Below are 18,178 nucleotides of genomic sequence, written 5' to 3'. Positions count from 1 at the left end.
GCCATGAGCACTGATGTGAACGTCAAGCTGGACGCCATGCCCGGCCTTGATTCGGATGCGTTGCCGCTTGAGGTCAAGGATCTGCACGTCGAGTTCCGCACCCGCAACGGCATCGCCCACGCGGTCAACGGCGTCAGCTTCAGCCTGCGGGCCGGCGAGACCCGAGCGATTCTCGGCGAGTCCGGCTGCGGTAAGAGCGTCACCGCCCAGGCGATCATGGGCATCCTCGACACCCCGCCCGGGTTCGTCACCGGCGGGGAGATCCGCTACCGCGGTGTTGACCTGCTCAAGCTCCGGGAGGCGCAGCGGCGTAAGGTCCGCGCCAACCGGATCGCGATGATCTTCCAGGACGCACTGTCCGCGTTGAACCCGGTCTTCACGGTCGGCTTCCAGCTCAGTGAGCTGTTCCGCAAGCACCGGGGCATGTCCCGGGCGGACAGCAAGGTGCGCGCGGTCGAGCTGCTTGACCTGGTCAAGATTCCGGCGGCGAAGCAGCGGGTGAACGAGTACCCGCACCAGTTCTCCGGTGGTATGCGGCAGCGTGTCATGATCGCTATGGCGTTGGCGCTCGACCCGGAGGTGTTGATCGCCGACGAGCCGACCACCGCCCTGGACGTCACCGTGCAGGCCCAGATCATGTCCCTTCTCGCCGAGTTGCAGCGGGAACGGAACATGGGCCTACTGCTGATCACGCACGACATGGGTGTGGTCGCCGACGTGGCGGACCAGATCTCGGTGATGTACGCCGGCAGGGTCATTGAAGAGGCTCCGGTCCGGGAGATCTACGAGAGCCCGTCCCACCCGTACACCAAGGGTCTGCTGGAGTCGATCCCCCGCCTGGACCTCAAGGGCCAGGAGCTCTCCGCCATCAAGGGGCTGCCGCCGCTGCTGACCGACATCCCGAAGGGATGCGCCTTCAACCCCCGGTGCCGGTACGCGCGGGACGCCTGCCGCCGGGACCCGGTGCCGCCGCTGTATCAGGTGGCGCCGTCCCGAAGCTCCGCCTGCCACTTCTGGAAGGAGGTCAAGGCCGATGTCTGACATCGTGCTGGAGGCCCGTGACCTGGTGAAGCACTTCCCGCTCACCCAGGGGATCCTCTTCAAGCGGCAGATCGGTGCGGTCCGCGCGGTCGATGGGATCAACCTGCAGCTGCGCCGGGGCGAGACCCTCGGCATCGTCGGCGAGTCCGGCTGCGGCAAGTCGACCCTGGCCCGGCTGCTGGTGGGGCTGGAGACGCCCACCTCCGGTGACCTGTTCGTGCAGGGCCGGAACATGGCGAAGGTCGGTGGCGGCGAGCGGCGTCGTGGCCGGCGCAACATCCAGCTGGTGATGCAGGATCCGTACACGTCCCTCAACCCGCGGATGACCGTCGGCGACATCGTCGGCGAGCCGTTCGAGGTGCACCCCGAGGTGTTGGCGAAGCCCAAGCGGCGGGCCCGGGTGCAGGAGCTGTTGGATCTGGTCGGTCTGAACCCCGATCACATCAACCGGTACCCGCACCAGTTCTCCGGCGGCCAGCGCCAGCGCATCGGTATCGCCCGCGCCCTGGCGCTCAACCCGGAGATCATCTTGTGCGATGAGCCGGTCTCCGCCCTGGACGTGTCGATCCAGGCGCAGGTGATCAACCTGCTGGAGAAGCTTCAGGACGAGTTGGGGCTGTCGTACATCTTCATCGCACACGACCTGTCCGTGGTTCGGCACATCGCTGACCGGGTCGCGGTGATGTACCTCGGTCGGGTCGTTGAGGTCGGCACCGAGGACCAGATCTACGAGAACCCCACCCACCCGTACACGCAGGCGCTGCTCTCGGCGGTGCCGGTGCCGGATCCGAAGCTGCGGGGTCTGCGGGACCAGATCGTGCTGACCGGTGATGTTCCGTCGCCGGCCAACCCGCCCTCCGGCTGCCGGTTCCGGACCCGCTGCTGGAAGGCGCAGGAGATCTGCGCTCAGCAGGAGCCGGTGCTGGCCGTCCGGCAGAGTTCGGCCCACCCGAGTGCCTGCCACTTCGCCGAGGTTCGGGACGTGGTGCACGCGCAGCGGTAGCAGCTCTACAGTGACCGGGGCGTCGGCCATTCTTGGCCGACGCCCCGGTCCTGTTTTCGCTACCGGGCCGCCGGATCAGAGCGGGCCCCGACCGGCGCGAAGCAGCAGGAGGGCGACCTGGGTGCCGTCCGCCCCCAGCGCGGACCGGAAGCGTTCCAGGATCTCCTGCTCCCGGGAGAGCACCAAGCGGGTGCCACCGGAGGCCATCCGGGTCACGCCGACCTGCCGGGAGAGCCGGGCTCGCTCCTGCCAGAGGTCGATCAGGGTGCCGTCGATCTCGTCGATCCGCTGCCGGATATTCGCGATTTGCGCTGCAGCCAACGGCTCCTTCGTGCCGGCGTCGCGGTCGTCGGTGCCCGCCGCGCCACTCGTTCCGTCCGTGCTGCCGTTCTGCTTCGCCACGCCTGTCATCATCGTCGTACCCTTCGGGTGTCGGGCGCTGGTGCCCGGATCCCGAGACGAAAAGGCCCCGGGCTCGCGAGCCCGGGGCCTTTTCGTAGGTCTTGGTTGATCAGGTGTGACCTACGGCTACCGGACTCTCCGGGCCGTAGTAAAAGTAGTCGCGCTGATCGAACACGGGTCCGAGTATGCCCGCTCCCGCCTGGCGGCGCAAGGAAGCCCGGACCAGGGAGGCCGGTGCCACCGACGGGGGACGACCCGGGGCGGGCGCGCCGTCGCACACATCCGGGCCGTGGCCGAAGAGATTCGTCGGGGCGACGGCATAGACTCGCCGTGCGATGCATCCTCTCTTTGACCTTCCCGTGCCCTCGTCCGCGCCCGACCCTGCTCCGCCGCGCCGGCCCACTCCGGTGCGCCTCGACCCGCAGGCGCTGCTCAACGGGCTGAACGGCCCCCAGCGGGAGGCGGTCACCCACGCCGGGTCACCGCTGCTCATCGTGGCCGGGGCCGGCTCCGGCAAGACCCGGGTGCTCACCCATCGGATCGCGTACCTGCTCGCGGAGCGACAGGTGCACCCAGGCGAGATCATCGCGATCACCTTCACCAACAAGGCCGCGGGCGAGATGAAGGAGCGGGTGGCCCAGTTGGTCGGGCCGCGTGCGCGGTTGATGTGGGTCTCGACCTTCCACTCCGCGTGCGTCCGCATCCTGCGGGCCGAGCACGAGCACGCCGGTTTGAAGTCGACCTTCTCGATCTATGACGCCGACGACTCCCGTCGGCTGATGCAGATGGTCACCCGGGAGCTGGACCTCGACCCGAAGCGCTATCCGGCGCGGGGGCTGGCCGCCCAGGTCTCCAACCTGAAGAACGAGCTGGTTGACCCCGAGGAGTTCGCCACCCGGGCCAAGGGGCCGAACGAGCGGGCGCTCGCCGAGGCGTACTCGCTCTATCAGCGGCGGCTCCGGGAGGCGCACGCGCTGGACTTCGACGATCTGATCATGACCACGGTGCACCTGCTCCAGTCGCATCCGCACGTCGCGGAGACCTACCGGCGTCGGTTCCGGCACGTGCTGGTTGACGAGTATCAGGACACCAACCACGCCCAGTACGTGTTGATCAAGGAGCTGGTGTCGGGTACCGACGGGCTCGACCCGGCGGAGCTCTGCGTGGTGGGCGACGCCGACCAGTCGATCTACGCGTTTCGGGGCGCGACGATCCGCAACATCCTGGAGTTCGAGCGGGACTTCCTCGATGCCCGGACAATCCTGCTGGAGCAGAACTACCGCTCCACCCAGACCATCCTGAACGCGGCCAATGCCGTGATCGACCGAAACACCTCCCGTAAGCCCAAGCGGCTCTGGAGCGAGGCCGGGACCGGTGACCCGATCGTCGGCTACGTCGCCGACACCGAGCACACCGAGGCCGACTGGGTGGCCCGGGAGATCGACCGGCTCGTGGACGACGGCGACACCCGGCCGGGGGACGTGGCGGTCTTCTACCGCACCAACGCCCAGTCCCGGGTCTTCGAGGAGGTGTTCATCCGGGTCGGCCTCCCCTACAAGGTCGTCGGCGGGGTCCGCTTCTACGAACGCAAGGAGGTCCGGGACGCCCTGGCCTACCTGCGGGCGTTGGTCAACGAGGACGACACGGTCAGCCTTCGTCGGGTGCTGAACACTCCCCGCCGGGGCGTCGGGGACCGCGCCGAGGCGTGCGTCGAGGCGCTTGCCGGCCGGGACCGGATCTCCTTCGGCGCGGCTCTGCGCCGGGCCAAGGACGCGCCGGGCATCTCCATCCGGGCGGCGAACGGCATCGCGGAGTTCATCGCGCTGCTCGATGGTGCCCGGGAGGTCGCGGAGACCAGCGCACCCGAGGAGGTGCTGGAGGTGTTGCTGAACCGGTCGGGGTACCTGACCGAGTTGGAGGAGAGCCTGGACCCGCAGGATGCCGGCCGGGTCGACAACCTCCAGGAGCTGGTCAGCGTGGCCCGGGAGTACACGGAGCGGGTGGAGGGCTTGGGCGAGGAGGGCGAGCGAGCCACCGTCGCCGGTTTCCTGGAGCAGGTCGCGCTGGTGGCCGATGCGGACCAGTTGCCCGCCGACGACCCGGAGCACCAGGGGGTGGTCACCCTGATGACGCTGCACACCGCCAAGGGGCTGGAGTTTCCGGTGGTGTTCCTGACCGGCCTGGAGGACGGGGTCTTCCCGCACGCCCGTACCTTCGGCGACAACCATGAGCTGGAGGAGGAGCGGCGCCTGGCGTACGTGGGGATCACCCGGGCCCGGCAGCGGCTCTACCTGTCCCGGGCGGTCACTCGATCGGCGTGGGGCCAGCCGGCCTACAACGCGCCGTCCCGGTTTCTTGCGGAGCTGCCCGTGGAGTTGGTGCGCTGGGAGCGCACCGAGGGCTCGTACACCTCGTGGACCGGCGGCGGTGGGGGCGTGGGCGGTCGCGCGGACCGGGGGCAGGGCGGCTTCACCGGGGGCACGCCGAAGGCCACGCAGCTGGCGCGCCGGCTCGGCGTGGACGGTAGCCGCCTCACCACGGCCAGCGAGTTGCCGTCGGCGCCCCCGCGGGTCGCGGTCGGGGACCGGGTCAACCACCAGCGGTACGGGCTGGGTCGGGTGCTCGCGGTGGAAGGGCACGGCCCTGGCGCCCGTGCCCAGATCGACTTCGGCGACCAGACAGTCTGGCTGGTGCTCCGGCACGCACCCATCGACCGACTCTGAGCGGACGGCCCGGGCTCGGTTCGGCCGCCGTCGGCCCCGGGAAGCGCTCGGTCAGCAGGCCACGTCGACGCCGCGTTCGCGGAGGAACGGCGCCGGGTCGATCTGGTTCCACAGCTGGCCCTGATGCACCTCGAAGTGCAGGTGCGGGCCGGTGGAGTCGCCGGTGGAGCCCTCCAGGCCGATGGTGTCACCGGCGTCGACCGGGTCGCCGACGCTCACCTTCGCGGTGCTCAGGTGGGCGTAGTGGGTCAGTATTCCGTTGCCGTGGTCGATGACGACCGAGATGCCGTACCCGTCACCGGCGTCGCCGGCTTTCGTCACGGTGCCGCCGAAAGCGGCGCGGACCGGGGTACCGGCGGGCAGGGCGAAGTCGATGCCGGCGTGCAGCATTCCTCCCCGGGGGCCGTAACAGGAGGTGATGGCGGCATCGGCCATGGGGATGACCCAGGTCGGTGTCGACGCGGTCGTTGTCGGCTTGGCTGTCACCTTCGGTGGTGTCGTGTTGGGCGAGGGGCTCGCCGAGGCGCTGGCGCTCGGACTGCTGCCCGCCGACTTCCGGGCGGAGCGATCGGCGCGGGCGGCCGCCGCAGTGCGGGCGGCGGCTTCGGCTTCGGCTTCGGCGGCGGCTTCGGCTTCGGCGGCGGCCTCGGCTTCGGCGGCGGCTTCGGCCTCGGCGCGGGCGGCGGCCTCGGCTTGGGCCCGCAGGTCGACGTTGACGGCATCGTTCGGTGTGGCGTCCTGGTCATCGCCGACGATCGCTGTTACCGCGACTCCGGCGAGGGCGAGTCCGGCTACCGCGGCCGTGGCCCGCAGTATCCGACCTCGGGTGTTGATCGGTCGCCGGTGGCGGGCCGGGACGGTGTTCCTGCGCGAGCGGGAGGTGTCGTTCTGCACAGCGGACCTTCACTGCTCGTAGGGGCACGTGACCTCGACATCCTGAGGTCCGTCCGGAGCCGGCCGGAGACGAGGGGTCCACGGGCGGGCGCGGTCCGGTGCGATCGTCGGAGCTATGTCGGCCCGTGTCGCGAATAGCGGCGGCAGTGACCACGGCTCGAGCGTGGCGTCAGTCACACTGTTGGAGGTGACCCCAAACACCTTCACCGGCTGGTGGAGAGAGAAAACCGCCCGGATCTTTCGATCCGGGCGGCAGTAGGGCATGACCCAGTGTCAGGGTGTGGCTACCTCGCTGTAGAAAGGTTCCATTTGGAGTTTGATGTCCACTCCGCGCTCCATCAGCCAGGGCACCGGGTCGAGCGGTTCGCCCTTGACATGGACCTCAAGGTGTAGGTGGGAGCCGTAGGAGAGGCCGGTGTTGCCGACCAGGCCGAGCTGGTCGCCGGCCTTGACCTGCTGTCCCTCCTGCACGCTGAGGGTGGAGGAGTGCCCGTAGATGGCCTCGCTGCCGTCGGCGTGCGCGACGATCACCGTGTAGCCGTAGCCGCCGAACCAGCCGGCCTTGGTGACGGTGCCGTCATGGACGGAGACGTAGGGGGTGCCCTCGGGGGCGACCAGGTCCACGCCGGTGTGCAGCTCCTCACCCTGTACGCCGTACGGGGAGTTGAACTCGTAGTCCTTGAGCGGGAGACACCAGGCTCCGGTCTCCGCCTCCAGGCTGAACCGCTCGCCGTCCCGCGACGAGCGGTCGGCGGCGTCGGCGCGCTCCGCGGCGTCCTCGCTCAGCGCGGAAGCCGCCTTGAGCTCGTCCAGTACCGTCGGGCTGACGCTCTTGGCGTCGGGAAGGGCGCTGCCGGCGAAGAGGGCGACTCCGCTGGCGCCGACGAGGGCAGTGGTAACCACTGCGGCGTAGCGGCTCCGCGGTGGGGTGGGTACGCGGCGGCGGCCGCGATATTTGTCGGGCTCAGACGACAGGCGCTGGCGCACGCACACCCTCCGTTGTCGGGGTATCGAGGCGATCGGGCGGGTTCGCGAAGCTGGGTGAACTCCGCCGACCGCGTCATCACCCGTCCATGGACCTGATGACAACCGTTGGACACGGTAGCCAACCACCACGTCCGTCACAAGCCGCATCGCTAAATTGATGTGATGTTCTGTCCGTTTGTATCCACTATTGTCCTGGGGCTAAGCCGGTGAAGGTGTCCCCAATCTCATCCCGTTCGTCGCGTAGGGTGACCGAAAGGTGGAGCCGTCCGACTTGACTGAGTCGGGGTTACCAACCCCGGTCCGATGGGTGGACGGGTGCCGAGGTGGCGGGGGTGTGCGGCGGCCCGGATTCCGCGGCCCGGACCGGTCGGGTTACCGTTCGTTAAGGTCAAGCCGCGGAGCCGGTGAAAGGGATGCGCAGATGAGCTCTCGTGTTCGGGTCGTCGTCGCCAAGCCGGGCCTGGACGGCCACGACCGCGGCGCAAAGGTCGTCGCGCGTGCCCTCCGGGACGCCGGGATGGAGGTCATCTACACCGGTCTGCATCAGACCCCGGAGCAGATTGTGGAGACCGCGATCCAGGAGGACGCCGACGCGGTCGGGCTTTCCGTTCTGTCCGGGGCGCACATGACCCTTTTCCGGCGGGTGTTGGAGCTCCTTACCGAGCGGGACGCGCGAGACATCGTCGTCTTTGGTGGGGGCATCATCCCGGACACTGATATCCCGGAACTGCAGCAGATAGGCGTGGCTAAGATTTTCACACCGGGAGCCACCACGGGGTCGATCGTGGACTGGGTCCGGCAGAACGTGGCGCAGGCCGTCGCCTGACGATCGGCCCGAGGAGTTCACGGGCCGGGCAGGGGGAGAGGCCGGACGCACCCCTCACACGCCCGGCCCCTCTATGCACGACGCCCCGCCGCCACCCCTCGACCGACAGGGCATCGGCCGTCTCGTCGCCGCGCTGATCAGCGCTTTGACATCTGACTCAACGAGGCCTGACCCCCGGGGTTACGTGCCGGGGAAAACATCGTCCGGAAGGTTGACGCTCGGCCAAACGGCGGGTGCTGGCCAGTCAGCTGTGCAGAACCGCACATCACGTACCCGCTTGGTCGTTGGTGGTGTCGACCTCGCTAGGCTGACTTCAATGGCCTGTTACAACTGATGACAGGCGTCAAACTGTTTTCCATACGCTGGTGGCGGCGCGACGGCGCGCCGCGGAGACGGGACGGGACGCGCAATCGTGGACCTGTACGAGTACCAGGGGCGGGACCTGTTCGAGCGGCACGGGTTGCCCGTGCTCGCCGGCGGCGTCGCCACGACCCCGGAGGAGGCCCGCGCGATCGCCGAACGCCTCGGCGGTCGGGTGGTTGTCAAGGCGCAGGTGAAGGTCGGCGGCCGGGGCAAGGCCGGCGGGGTGAAGCTGACCGAGGGCGCGGAGGAGACGGTGGCCCGGGCCACCGACATCCTCGGCATGGACATCAAGGGGCACACCGTCCACAAGGTCATGATCACCGTGACCGCGGACGTGGCCGAGGAGTACTACTTCTCCTACCTGTTGGACCGGGCGAACCGTACCTTCCTCTGCATCGCCAGTGTCGCCGGTGGGATGGACATCGAGCAGGTGGCCGCCGAGACGCCGGAGAAGGTCGTCAAGGCGCCGATCGACGCGAACGTCGGCGTGGACGCGGCGACGGCCCGGCGGATCGTCACCCAGGCCGGCTTCCCGGCCGAGGTTGCCGACCAGGCCGTCGAGATCGCGGTGGACCTGTGGCAGGCGTTCGTCGCGGAGGACGCGACGCTGGTCGAGGTGAACCCACTCGCCAAGACCGCCGAGGGTGGTCTGCTCCTGCTCGACGCCAAGGTCAGCCTGGACGAGAACGCGGCGTTCCGGCACCCGGACCACGAGGCGCTGGTTGACCAGGCCGCGGTGGACCCCCTTGAGCAGGCCGCCAAGGAGAAGGACCTCAACTACGTCAAGCTCGACGGTGAGGTCGGCATCATCGGCAACGGCGCCGGACTGGTCATGTCGACCCTCGACGTGGTCGCGTACGCCGGTGAGCGGCACGGCGGCGTGAAGCCGGCGAACTTCCTCGACATCGGTGGCGGTGCGAGCGCCGCGGTGATGGCCAACGGCCTCGAGATCGTGCTCTCCGACCCCGCGGTGAAGAGCGTCTTCGTCAACGTCTTCGGTGGGATCACCGCCTGTGACGCGGTCGCCAACGGCATCGTGCAGGCGCTGGCCCTGCTCGAGCAGCGGGGTGAGAAGGTGACCAGGCCGCTGGTCGTCCGCCTGGACGGCAACAACGCGGAGGCCGGTCGGGCGATTCTCGACGGCGCGAACAACCCGCTGATCCAGCGGGTCGACACGATGGACGGTGCGGCCGAGCGGGCCGCCGAGCTGGCCGCTGCGGGGGTCTGACAATGGCGATCTGGCTGACCAAGGACTCGAAGGTCATCGTGCAGGGGATGACCGGTTCCGAGGGTTCCAAGCACACCCGGCGGATGCTCGCCGCGGGCACCGACATCGTCGGTGGGGTGAACCCGCGCAAGGCGGGCACCACCGTTGACTTCGACGGCGCCCAGCTGCCGGTCTTCGCGAGCGTCGCCGACGCGATGCGGGAGACCGGTGCCAACGTGACGGTCATCTTCGTGCCGCCGCAGTTCACCAAGGGCGCGGTGATCGAGGCGATCGACGCCGGCATCTCGCTCGCCGTGGTGATCACCGAGGGTGTGCCGGTGCACGACACCGCCGCCTTCTGGGCGTACAACGTGGCGCAGGGCGAGCGGACCCGAATCATCGGGCCGAACTGCCCGGGGATCGTGTCGCCGGGCGCCTCCAACGCCGGCATCATCCCGGCCGACATCACCGGCGCCGGCCGGATCGGCCTGGTCAGCAAGAGTGGCACGCTGACCTACCAGATGATGTACGAGTTGCGCGACATCGGCTTCTCCACCTGTGTCGGTATCGGCGGTGACCCGATCATCGGCACCACGCACATCGATGCGCTGGCCGCGTTCGAGGACGACCCGGACACCGACGCGATCGTCATGATCGGTGAGATCGGTGGCGACGCCGAGGAGCGGGCTGCCGAGTTCATCAAGGCGAACGTCACCAAGCCGGTGGTCGGTTACATCGCTGGCTTCACCGCACCGCCCGGGAAGACGATGGGGCACGCCGGCGCGATAATCTCCGGCTCGGCCGGCACCGCGGAGGCCAAGAAGACGGCGCTGGAAGCAGTCGGCGTCAAGGTCGGCAAGACTCCGACCGAGACCGCCCGGCTGATGCGGGAGATCATGTCCGCGGGCTGAGCCCCGACGACGACCGCTGGGGGATCAGCCGTCCACAGCTGATCCCCCAGCGGTCGGCAACTCAGCTGAACGGATTACTACCGCCCAGGTAGAGGATTCCGTTGGCGATGATGTTGAACACGCCGAAGGCGATGCCCAACCAGCCGAGCACCGGCGAGTTGCCGAAGCGCCGCGCATCGCGGATTGACAGGTAGCCGAAGACGATCCCGAGGACGCCGCAGCAGAGCAGGCCGACGACGATGCCGAGTACGCCCCAGAGCGTCGTCCGGTCCTTGCCCGCCGCCGCGTCGGACGGCGGATATGCAGCGGTCACGGCGTGTCTCCTCGCATCGGTGCCGCGCCCGCCGGGGGTACGGGGGCACGGTCAACACCTCCGGTGGTGGAGGTCCCCACTCGACCCACCGGTCGGCCACGGTGGCGTCCTGTGGCCGAGGCTAGACCGGATCGGAGGCAGGAGACGGTGGATCACGCAACTCGAACCCGCCCGGGGTGTTTATCGACCCGCCACCACGCCCGCGGCATGTCAGAGTGGACTTGATGTCCTCTGTCACCCCCGATCAGCCCGGCCGCCGCACCCGGGCGGGTGCCCGCCCACCGGGGCGACCCGGGCCGGCGCGCCGGGTACCCGCGCCACGGGCGAGTGGGCCGCCGAGCCGTCCGCCGTTGGTCGTCGCCGCGGGCGTCGCCGCGGTCGGTGCGGCGCTCACCTCCTGGCTACCGGTGGCAGTTGTGCTCTGGTTCTTTCAGCTCAGTGCGGGTGCGTCGAACCTGCCGGACGCGGTCCGGGTCGGGCTGGCCGGCTGGTTGCTCGGGCACGGTGTCCCGCTGACGACGAACGCCGGTCCGCTCGGGCTCGCCCCGCTCGCGGTGACCCTGCTCGCCGGTTGGCGACTCACCCGGGCCGGAGTGCACGTCACCCGGGCCATCGGCGCCCGGGGCAGCAGGTCGCCGAAGGGTGCGTTCGTCGCCGCGGGGGCGGTCGGGATCGCGTACACCGTCCTCGGAGTGCTCGCCGCCCTGCTGGTCACCGGGGGGACGGTGGAGGTGTCGCCGGTACGGACCGGCCTGACCCTCGCCGCGGTCGCCACCGTCGCTGCCCTCGTCGGGGCGGTTCACACGACCGGGCTCGGTGACCTGCTCGCCGCGCGGGCGCCGCTACCGCTGCGGGAGGGGATCCGGACCGGTCTGGTCGCGGCGCTGCTGCTACTTGCGGCGGGGGCCGGCGTGGCGGGGCTGGCGGTGGCGACCGGCGGCGGTGACGCGGCCGACCTGATCGCGGCCTACCACACCGGGGTGGCGGGGCAGGCCGGGATCACCCTGGTCAACCTGGCGTACGCCCCGAACGCGGCGATCTGGTCAACCAGCTACCTACTCGGCCCCGGGTTCGCGGTTGGCGCCGACACCACGGTGCAGACCAGCGAGGTGACCGTGGGGGCGCTGCCGGCCCTGCCGCTGGTGGCGGGCCTCCCCGGTGGACCGGTGGACGGCCTGGGTACGGGCCTGCTCGCGGCGCCGGTTCTGGTCGGGATGGTGGCGGGCTGGTCGTTGACCCGTCGGGTGCTGCGGTCCGGCAGCGGCAGCGCCCGGGAAGAGTGGGGGCCGCTACTGCGCCCGGTGATGCTCGCCGGCCCGGTGACGGGCGTACTGGTGGGGGCCGCGGCGGCGGTGTCAGCCGGCCCGCTCGGTGCGGGCCGGCTGGCGGAGGTCGGGCCGGTGCCGTGGCAGGTGGCGGTGGTGGCGACCGTGGTGACCGGGACCGGCGCGCTGGGTGGCGTGGTAGCGGCCCGTTTCCTGTCCCGCCGCTGACGCCGCGACGCCACTAGATGACGTGCAGGATGTCCAGGCCAATCCAGCCGAGGCCCAGCAGCGCGCCGATCGCTCCGCAGATCATGCCGGCCAGGGCCTGACCACGATTGTCTGCGAGCCGCTGCTCGACCTTCTGCCGGCCGAGCCATCCGGTCACCACCGCGGCGATGCCCACCGGCAGGCCGAGATAGCAACAGGCCAGCGGGACCGACACGATGCCGAGGATCATGGAGAGCAGCCCGAGCGCGTTCTGCCTTCCCGCCGGGAGCGGGTAGCCCGCGTGCGGGTACATCTGCACCCCACCGTAGGGCCCCGGGTACGGCGGGGCGTACGGGCCCGGTGGTGGGCTCGGCGGAGCGGCGGGCGCGGCGTACGGGTTCGGTGGTGGTGGGTACGGCGCAGCGGTGGGTGCGGCGTACGGGTTCGGCGGTGGTGGGTACGGCGGTGGTGGGTTCGGCGGTGTGGTGGGCGCGGCGTACGGGTCTACCGGCGGCGGGGGGTACGGCTGCTGCGGAACCGAGGTAGCCGGTGGGGCGTACGGGTCGGCCGGTGGGGCCCACGGGTCGACGGGTGGGGTGTACGGGTCGACGGGTGGGTGGAACGGGTCCGCCGGTGGGGTGGATGGGTCGGGCTGTGGCGTGGACGGGTCGGGCTGCATGTGGTTCCCCGGTTAATCAGCAGGAGTTCGAGGACTGGGGCGGGATCCGGCTACATCTCTCGATACTCCTTCGAACGGGTGCGGCAACGGGACAACTGTCGCCACCGGTGCGCGGGGGAGCGACCGGCAGCGTACCGGGTCCAGCCCAGGGTGCAGAGTCGGCTTGCCGCCCAGCGGACCGGCGGCCGGGGCACCCCGATAGGGTTGTCCGGTGCCTGAGCCCGCGTCTGCCGCCCGTATCGTCGTTCTCGTCTCCGGCTCCGGCAGTAACCTTCAGGCGTTGCTCGACGCGACCACCGATCCCGGGTACGGGGCCCGGGTGGTTGCGGTCGGGGCGGACCGCGACGGCATCGCCGGGCTGGACCGGGCCGCGGCGGCGGGGGTGCCGACCTTCGTTGAGCGGGTGAAGGACTATCCGACCCGCTCCGACTGGGACGCCGCGCTCACCGCGCGGGTCGCCGAGCACACCCCCGACCTGGTCGTCTCCGCCGGCTTCCTGAAGCTGGTCGGCCCGCACTTCCTCGCCGCGTTCGGCGATCGCTATCTGAACACGCACAACACCCTGCTGCCGGCCTTCCCCGGCATTCACGGGCCCCGCGATGCGCTCGCCTACGGAGTGAAGATCACCGGGGCCACCCTCTTCTTCGTTGACGCGGGCACGGACACCGGCCCGATCGTCGCCCAGGTCGCGGTGCCGGTCCGGGACGGCGACGACGAGCAGACGCTCACCGAGCGCATCAAAGAGGCCGAGCGCCGCCAGCTCGTCGAGCAGGTGGGCCGCCTGGTCCGTACAGGTTGGACGATCACCGGAAGAAAGGTCACGGTCCCGTGAGTTCCAGTCAGGACGAGCGCCGCCCGATCCGGCGGGCGCTGGTCAGCGTCTACGACAAGGCCGGTCTGGCCGAGCTGGCCCAGGCGTTGCACGACGCCGGCGTGGAGATCGTCTCGACCGGAAGCACCGCGTCGGCCATCGCCGGTGCCGGCGTGCCGGTCACCGCGGTGGACTCGGTGACCGGGTTCCCGGAGATCCTCGACGGCCGGGTCAAGACGCTGCACCCCAAGATCCATGGTGGTCTCCTCGCGGACCTGCGCAAGGCCTCGCACGTGGGGCAGCTCGCCGAGCACGGCATCGGGGCGATCGACCTGCTGGTGTCCAACCTGTACCCGTTCCAGGCGACCGTCGCCTCCGGGGCGGGGCAGGACGAGTGCGTCGAGCAGATCGACATCGGTGGGCCGGCGATGGTGCGGGCCGCCGCCAAGAACCACGCCTCGGTCGCCGTGGTGACCGACCCGTCGGGCTACCCCCAACTGCTGGCGGCGGTACGGGCGGGTGGCTTCACCCTGGCGCAGCGCCGGGCGCTCGCGGCCCGGGCGTTCGCGGTGATCGCCGACTACGACGTGGCCGTCGCCGAGTGGTGCGCGCGGGAGTTGGTCGAGGAGGACGCGCCGTGGCCGGGCTTCGCCGGGCTGGCGCTGCGTCGCGAGGCGGTGCTGCGGTACGGGGAGAACCCGCACCAGCCGGCCGCCCTCTACACCGACCCGTCGAGCCCGGCCGGGCTCGCCCAGGCCGAGCAGCTGCACGGCAAGGAGATGTCGTACAACAACTACGTTGACGCCGACGCCGCCTGGCGGGCCGCCAACGACTTCTCCGACCAGCCGGCGGTGGCGATCATCAAGCACGCCAACCCGTGTGGCATCGCGGTGGGCGCAGACGTTGCCGAGGCGCACCGCAAGGCACACGCCTGCGACCCGGTGTCCGCCTTCGGCGGCGTGATCGCGGTGAACCGGCCGGTCGGCGTCGAGCTCGCCGGGCAGGTGGCGGAGGTGTTCACCGAGGTGGTTGTCGCCCCGGAGTTCGAACCCGACGCCCTCGAGGTGCTGCGGGGCAAGAAGAACGTGCGCCTGCTGCGCGCCCCGGCCTACGCCCCGGCGTCGGCGGAGTGGCGACCGGTCACCGGTGGGATGCTGGTGCAGGTGCGGGACCGGGTGGACGCCGCGGGCGACGACCCGGGCACCTGGCAGCTGGCCACCGGCGAGGCCGCCGACGAGGCGACCCGGCGGGACCTGGCCTTCGCCTGGCGGGCGGTCCGGGCGGTGAAGAGCAACGCGATCCTGCTCGCCCGCGACGGCGCGACCGTCGGCGTGGGCATGGGGCAGGTCAACCGGGTCGACTCGGCCCGGCTGGCGGTGGAGCGGGCCGGTGCCGAACGGGCGCGCGGTGCGGTGTGCGCCTCCGACGCGTTCTTCCCGTTCGCCGACGGGCCGAAGGTCCTCTTCGACGCCGGCGTACGGGCGATCGTCCAGCCCGGCGGATCGATCCGGGACGAGGAGGTCATCGCCGCTGCCAAGGCGGCCGGCGTGACCATGTACCTGACCGGCACCCGGCACTTCTTCCACTGACCGAGGTCAGAGCCCGCCGTCGACAGTGAGGCCTGCCCGGTCAGCCAAAGGTGCTGGCCGGGTCGGCCAGGCGCAGGACGGCCACGTCGGCGTCGTCGATGGCCTACCTGAGGACCTCGCAGATCGAAAGCCTGGGGCCCCGCAGATCGAAAGCCTGGGGCCCCGCAGATCGAAAGCCGAGTGCCTCGCAGATCGAAACCCCCGGGGTATCATCAGACGTGCCTCATCTGATCCCACGCCATGCTGCCGCGCAGGTCAACGCCGCCTTGGCGGACAACCGTCGGCGTGGGCATGGGGCAGGTCAATCGGGTCGACTCGGCCCGGCTGGCGGTGGAGCGGGCCGGTGCCGAACGGGCGCGCGGTGCGGTATGCGCCTCCGACGCGTTCTTTCCGTTCGCCGACGGGCCGAAGGTCCTCTTCGACGCCGGCGTACGGGCGATCGTCCAGCCCGGCGGATCGATCCGGGACGAGGAGGTCATCGACGCTGCCAAGGCGGCCGGCGTGACCATGTACCTGACCGGCACCCGGCACTTCTTCCACTGACCGAGGTCACGTCAGCGGCGGCCAACGCCTGGCTCTCGGTTGGGCCGGGAGCCGGGGCGTTGACCCGGATGCCGTTCTCCGGCGCAGGTGCGGTAGGGCCGCGTGCGTCAGCAGGCCGGGCGCGACGACGTTTAGGTCAAACAGCGCGGCGATGCCTGCGGCCGCGGTGTGTGCCAACGGCATGACCGGCGTTGTTGACCAGCATGTCCAGTTGTCCCCAGCGGTCGACTCCGGCCACTTTCCTGCGGTGCCCCGAGGGCGTTCAGGGCGGGAGCTCTCCCTCATCGACGTGCTGGGGGCTCAGGTTTTCGCCCCCGTGCCGCTGGCGTGGAATGCGCGGCTGCGGGTCCAGCCGAGGAACCGTTGGTGGAGGATCCCGGCGGGAGTCCAGGGCATGTCCTGGGTGGCTTGGACGAGGTGCGCGCCGAGGTAGAGGGTCAGCGAGACCGGGGCGCGGTCGTACGCTGCCTGTAGTTCTTGTTTCCGGGTCGGGCAGGGCCAGGGCAGGCCGCAGCCGCCGCAGGTCCAAACCCGGGTGACCGGGCTGTGGGCGGTCACCCGGTACCGCGCAGGAAGCGGTCGGTGATTCTGCGGGCCTGCCGGCTGGTCGCCCAGTCGATCTGCGGGCACGGGTACGGCGTCAGTCGCGACCACCAGGCGCGGCAACCGGTGCACATGCCGTCAGGTCCGGGTACGTGCGCGGCGAGGATCGTCTGTTCCTGCTGGTCGGTCGCCGGTCTCACCGGTAGCCCCTGGTCTCACCATCGGTGCGCTGCTCCACCGTCGTCGGGGTAGGGGGCGCGGGCTGGGCCGGCTCACGGTGCCACTGTGTGTCCCGTAGCCGTCTCGCCTGGTCGAGCAGCCGCTGCCGGGCCGCTTCCCGCTCAATCGCCTGGTGGCGTTCGCCGAGGCCGGGTGGCGGGGAAGTGCCGGAGCGTCGCAGCAGCCACAGCACGAGGTAGCGCAGTTTAGACCAGATCGTCACAGGTTCCGCCTCCCTTGTTGTGGTGGGAGGGCGGCGACGGCAGCGCAGACAGAGGCGCTGTGCTCGGGTTGCTACCGCCGCCACCCAGCGGACACGGTTGACATAGCGTGAGCTTCCTGTCTTCGTGTCCTGATCGGAACGCTATGAACAGCACGTTGTGTGGTGGAACACTTACGCACCACTATCAGCCGGTGACTCCCATGCGCTCGCATAGGCCCCGCAAATCCGTGGAAACGAGACCCTGGCGTAGCAGTCCCCGCGCGATCTCTCGCGCCGCCGTTGACGACCGGGTGTGCTGCGGGCCAACCCGTTCGGCCGTCGACAGCATCCGTACCGCGTCTCGCTCGCGTTCGGCCGCGAACATTGCTCGCGCCATGTCCAGCCAGAAGTACACCTGACGTACCGCTGGCAGCTCCGCGACGGCCACCCCGCCGGCGGTCAGCAGCGCCTCATGTGGGCGACCGGTGTCGAGTTGGTAGGCCATTCGCCACAACGCGACGTTGCTCGGTCCCCACGCCAGATCCCAGCTGGTTGTCTCCCCGGTGTGTGCGGCGATCCGTGCCGCCTCGTCGAGGTGATCTTCAGCCGCGATCTGGTCCTTCAACCCAGCGAGGTGATGCGCGCGGGCCAGGTGTAGGAAGCCGAGCACGTCCAAGGCCGTCTTCGCATCACTGCCCTCCAGGTCCAACCCGGCCCGATCGCAGTAGGCTCGCGCGGCACCGTACGCGCCGGTGTGCGCCGCCACCCGGGCTCGGTTCGCCGCCGCGACCCCTACTGCAACCGGATCGTCGAGCAGGTCCGCCGCCTCGGCACACCGCTCGGCGGCTAGCCACGCGTGGGCCGGATAGCCGACGTTCAGCAGTGAACCCATCGCCACCCCGTACACCGGCAGCATCAGTTGGTACGCCGCCCGCTGATCGGTCACCTTGTGCAAGGTCGGTAGGAGGTCCACCAGCCGACGCAGCGCACCGGCGTAGTCACACCGGCCGTACAGGTCCCGCACCAACGCTGCTTCCCGAGCTACCTGCCCCACATTGGCAGCCCTGGCACCGACCACCGGTGGTCCGCCGAACGGATGCGCCATCATCGCCCGCCACACCCGTTCGGCTTCGATGCGCGCACCTTCGAGCTGCCGATCGGCCGGAGTATATGGCTGTCCCGTGAGGTCAACGACCGAACATTCCAGGGCGGCAGCCAAATCGACCACCATATACCGATCCGTGCGCTGCAACCCGCGCTCGATGCGTGACCATGTTGTGTGTGAGATACCCGCGCGACTCGCGGCATGTCGAATGCTCCAGCCGCGCAGCTCACGCCGGGCCCGGATGCGGTCGCCCACGGACGGATCAGCAGGTATGGCTCGGCGAGGCATAGTAGTCCCCTCGAACAGCGGGTCGTCGCGGCGGGACGATGTCCTGGTCCCACTGTG

Annotated in this window: 18 protein-coding genes and 3 pseudogenes; 11 read left to right on the top strand and 10 right to left on the bottom strand. The window is 70.1% G+C overall.

Annotation, left to right across the window (positions count from 1 at the left end):
* Positions 1 to 3: 3 nt before the first annotated feature.
* The gene (locus T398_RS05670) at positions 4 to 1,041 is read left to right on the top strand and encodes an ABC transporter ATP-binding protein (RefSeq protein ID WP_496445256.1); all 1,038 of its coding nucleotides are present in this window, start codon (positions 4 to 6) and stop codon (positions 1,039 to 1,041) included.
* Positions 1,034 to 2,044, top strand: a complete 1,011-nt coding sequence (locus T398_RS05665; protein ID WP_496445254.1) for an ABC transporter ATP-binding protein — start codon at positions 1,034 to 1,036, stop codon at positions 2,042 to 2,044. The genes T398_RS05670 and T398_RS05665 overlap by 8 nt, the downstream gene beginning before the upstream one ends.
* 75 nt (positions 2,045 to 2,119) lie before the next feature.
* On the opposite strand, the gene T398_RS05660 is transcribed toward T398_RS05665, so the two are convergent.
* Positions 2,120 to 2,458, bottom strand: coding sequence for a chorismate mutase (locus tag T398_RS05660; protein WP_496445252.1), 339 nt, complete (start codon positions 2,456 to 2,458; stop codon positions 2,120 to 2,122).
* Between the two features lie 323 nt (positions 2,459 to 2,781).
* Between T398_RS05660 and pcrA the strand changes: the two genes are divergently transcribed.
* A complete protein-coding gene (gene pcrA, locus T398_RS05655) occupies positions 2,782 to 5,169 on the top strand; it encodes a DNA helicase PcrA (protein WP_496445250.1) in 2,388 nt (795 codons plus the stop codon).
* A gap of 51 nt (positions 5,170 to 5,220) precedes the next feature.
* Here pcrA and T398_RS05650 read toward each other — a convergent pair whose 3' ends face one another.
* Entirely contained in the window at positions 5,221 to 6,063 is an 843-nt protein-coding gene (locus tag T398_RS05650) for a M23 family metallopeptidase (RefSeq protein WP_496445248.1), read from the bottom strand.
* A 273-nt stretch (positions 6,064 to 6,336) separates the two neighbouring features.
* A complete protein-coding gene (locus tag T398_RS05645) occupies positions 6,337 to 7,050 on the bottom strand; it encodes a M23 family metallopeptidase (RefSeq protein WP_496445246.1) in 714 nt (237 codons plus the stop codon).
* A gap of 421 nt (positions 7,051 to 7,471) precedes the next feature.
* Between T398_RS05645 and icmB the strand changes: the two genes are divergently transcribed.
* The 3 genes from icmB to sucD all read left to right on the top strand — a co-directional run bounded on the left by icmB (position 7,472) and on the right by sucD (position 10,357).
* Positions 7,472 to 7,876, top strand: coding sequence for a coenzyme B12-dependent isobutyryl CoA mutase small subunit (gene icmB, locus T398_RS05640; protein WP_018222676.1), 405 nt, complete (start codon positions 7,472 to 7,474; stop codon positions 7,874 to 7,876).
* A 412-nt stretch (positions 7,877 to 8,288) separates the two neighbouring features.
* Entirely contained in the window at positions 8,289 to 9,467 is a 1,179-nt protein-coding gene (gene sucC / locus T398_RS05635) for an ADP-forming succinate--CoA ligase subunit beta (RefSeq protein ID WP_496445244.1), read from the top strand.
* A gap of 2 nt (positions 9,468 to 9,469) precedes the next feature.
* On the top strand, positions 9,470 to 10,357 hold the full coding sequence (sucD, locus tag T398_RS05630; protein ID WP_496445242.1) for a succinate--CoA ligase subunit alpha: 888 nt from the start codon (positions 9,470 to 9,472) through the stop codon (positions 10,355 to 10,357).
* A 61-nt stretch (positions 10,358 to 10,418) separates the two neighbouring features.
* On the opposite strand, the gene T398_RS05625 is transcribed toward sucD, so the two are convergent.
* The gene (locus tag T398_RS05625; protein WP_496445240.1) at positions 10,419 to 10,670 is read right to left on the bottom strand and encodes a hypothetical protein; all 252 of its coding nucleotides are present in this window, start codon (positions 10,668 to 10,670) and stop codon (positions 10,419 to 10,421) included.
* 224 nt (positions 10,671 to 10,894) lie between these two features.
* On the opposite strand from T398_RS05625, the gene T398_RS05620 reads away from it, so the two are divergent.
* On the top strand, positions 10,895 to 12,163 hold the full coding sequence (locus T398_RS05620; RefSeq protein ID WP_496445238.1) for a cell division protein PerM: 1,269 nt from the start codon (positions 10,895 to 10,897) through the stop codon (positions 12,161 to 12,163).
* 13 nt (positions 12,164 to 12,176) lie between these two features.
* Here T398_RS05620 and T398_RS05615 read toward each other — a convergent pair whose 3' ends face one another.
* Positions 12,177 to 12,821 carry a DUF4190 domain-containing protein gene (locus tag T398_RS05615; protein WP_496445236.1) on the bottom strand — a complete coding sequence of 215 codons (645 nt, stop codon included), beginning with the start codon at positions 12,819 to 12,821 and terminating at the stop codon, positions 12,177 to 12,179.
* A 211-nt stretch (positions 12,822 to 13,032) separates the two neighbouring features.
* Here T398_RS05615 and purN point away from each other — a divergent pair, with 211 nt between their 5' ends.
* From purN to purH (T398_RS05595), 4 genes and pseudogenes are all read left to right on the top strand, one after another.
* Positions 13,033 to 13,653: a phosphoribosylglycinamide formyltransferase gene (gene purN, locus T398_RS05610; protein WP_496445234.1), complete on the top strand. Its 621-nt coding sequence runs from the start codon at positions 13,033 to 13,035 to the stop codon at positions 13,651 to 13,653.
* Complete coding sequence (purH, locus tag T398_RS05605) at positions 13,650 to 15,221, top strand: bifunctional phosphoribosylaminoimidazolecarboxamide formyltransferase/IMP cyclohydrolase (protein WP_496445232.1); 1,572 nt, start codon at positions 13,650 to 13,652, stop codon at positions 15,219 to 15,221. Before purN ends, purH (T398_RS05605) begins: the two co-directional genes overlap by 4 nt.
* A gap of 79 nt (positions 15,222 to 15,300) precedes the next feature.
* Positions 15,301 to 15,375: pseudogene (locus T398_RS05600) on the top strand (transcriptional regulator); the annotation flags it as partial.
* A gap of 122 nt (positions 15,376 to 15,497) precedes the next feature.
* Positions 15,498 to 15,764, top strand: a pseudogene (purH, locus tag T398_RS05595) (bifunctional phosphoribosylaminoimidazolecarboxamide formyltransferase/IMP cyclohydrolase); the annotation flags it as partial.
* A gap of 13 nt (positions 15,765 to 15,777) precedes the next feature.
* Here the strand turns inward: purH (T398_RS05595) and T398_RS05590 are convergent.
* From T398_RS05590 to T398_RS05570, 5 genes and pseudogenes are all read right to left on the bottom strand, one after another.
* Positions 15,778 to 16,030: pseudogene (locus tag T398_RS05590) on the bottom strand (SDR family NAD(P)-dependent oxidoreductase); the annotation flags it as partial.
* A gap of 34 nt (positions 16,031 to 16,064) precedes the next feature.
* Positions 16,065 to 16,322 (bottom strand): hypothetical protein, encoded by a 258-nt coding sequence (locus T398_RS05585; RefSeq protein WP_496445230.1) that lies wholly within the window; start codon positions 16,320 to 16,322, stop codon positions 16,065 to 16,067.
* Positions 16,319 to 16,507, bottom strand: a complete 189-nt coding sequence (locus T398_RS05580; protein ID WP_496445228.1) for a hypothetical protein — start codon at positions 16,505 to 16,507, stop codon at positions 16,319 to 16,321. The genes T398_RS05585 and T398_RS05580 overlap by 4 nt, the downstream gene beginning before the upstream one ends.
* On the bottom strand, positions 16,504 to 16,749 hold the full coding sequence (locus tag T398_RS05575) for a hypothetical protein (protein WP_496445226.1): 246 nt from the start codon (positions 16,747 to 16,749) through the stop codon (positions 16,504 to 16,506). Before T398_RS05575 ends, T398_RS05580 begins: the two co-directional genes overlap by 4 nt.
* A gap of 184 nt (positions 16,750 to 16,933) precedes the next feature.
* The gene (locus tag T398_RS05570; RefSeq protein WP_496445224.1) at positions 16,934 to 18,088 is read right to left on the bottom strand and encodes a helix-turn-helix domain-containing protein; all 1,155 of its coding nucleotides are present in this window, start codon (positions 18,086 to 18,088) and stop codon (positions 16,934 to 16,936) included.
* Between the last annotated feature and the right edge of the window lie 90 nt (positions 18,089 to 18,178).

It is taken from the genome of Salinispora goodfellowii, from assembly GCF_059570675.1.
The sequence above is the reverse complement of the archived record's forward strand: the minus strand, read 5'-3'. Positions and strand labels throughout refer to the sequence as shown.

Bases quoted from the DNA above. Each gene is read 5' to 3' on its own strand.
- T398_RS05670 (WP_496445256.1), top strand. From the start codon at position 4: ATGAGCACTGATGTGAACGTCAAGCTGGACGCCATGCCCGGCCTTGAT.
- T398_RS05665 (WP_496445254.1), top strand. From the start codon at position 1,034: ATGTCTGACATCGTGCTGGAGGCCCGTGACCTGGTGAAGCACTTCCCG.
- T398_RS05660 (WP_496445252.1), bottom strand. From the start codon at position 2,458: ATGATGACAGGCGTGGCGAAGCAGAACGGCAGCACGGACGGAACGAGT.
- pcrA (WP_496445250.1), top strand. From the start codon at position 2,782: ATGCATCCTCTCTTTGACCTTCCCGTGCCCTCGTCCGCGCCCGACCCT.
- icmB (WP_018222676.1), top strand. From the start codon at position 7,472: ATGAGCTCTCGTGTTCGGGTCGTCGTCGCCAAGCCGGGCCTGGACGGC.
- sucD (WP_496445242.1), top strand. From the start codon at position 9,470: ATGGCGATCTGGCTGACCAAGGACTCGAAGGTCATCGTGCAGGGGATG.
- T398_RS05620 (WP_496445238.1), top strand. From the start codon at position 10,895: ATGTCCTCTGTCACCCCCGATCAGCCCGGCCGCCGCACCCGGGCGGGT.
- T398_RS05615 (WP_496445236.1), bottom strand. From the start codon at position 12,821: ATGCAGCCCGACCCGTCCACGCCACAGCCCGACCCATCCACCCCACCG.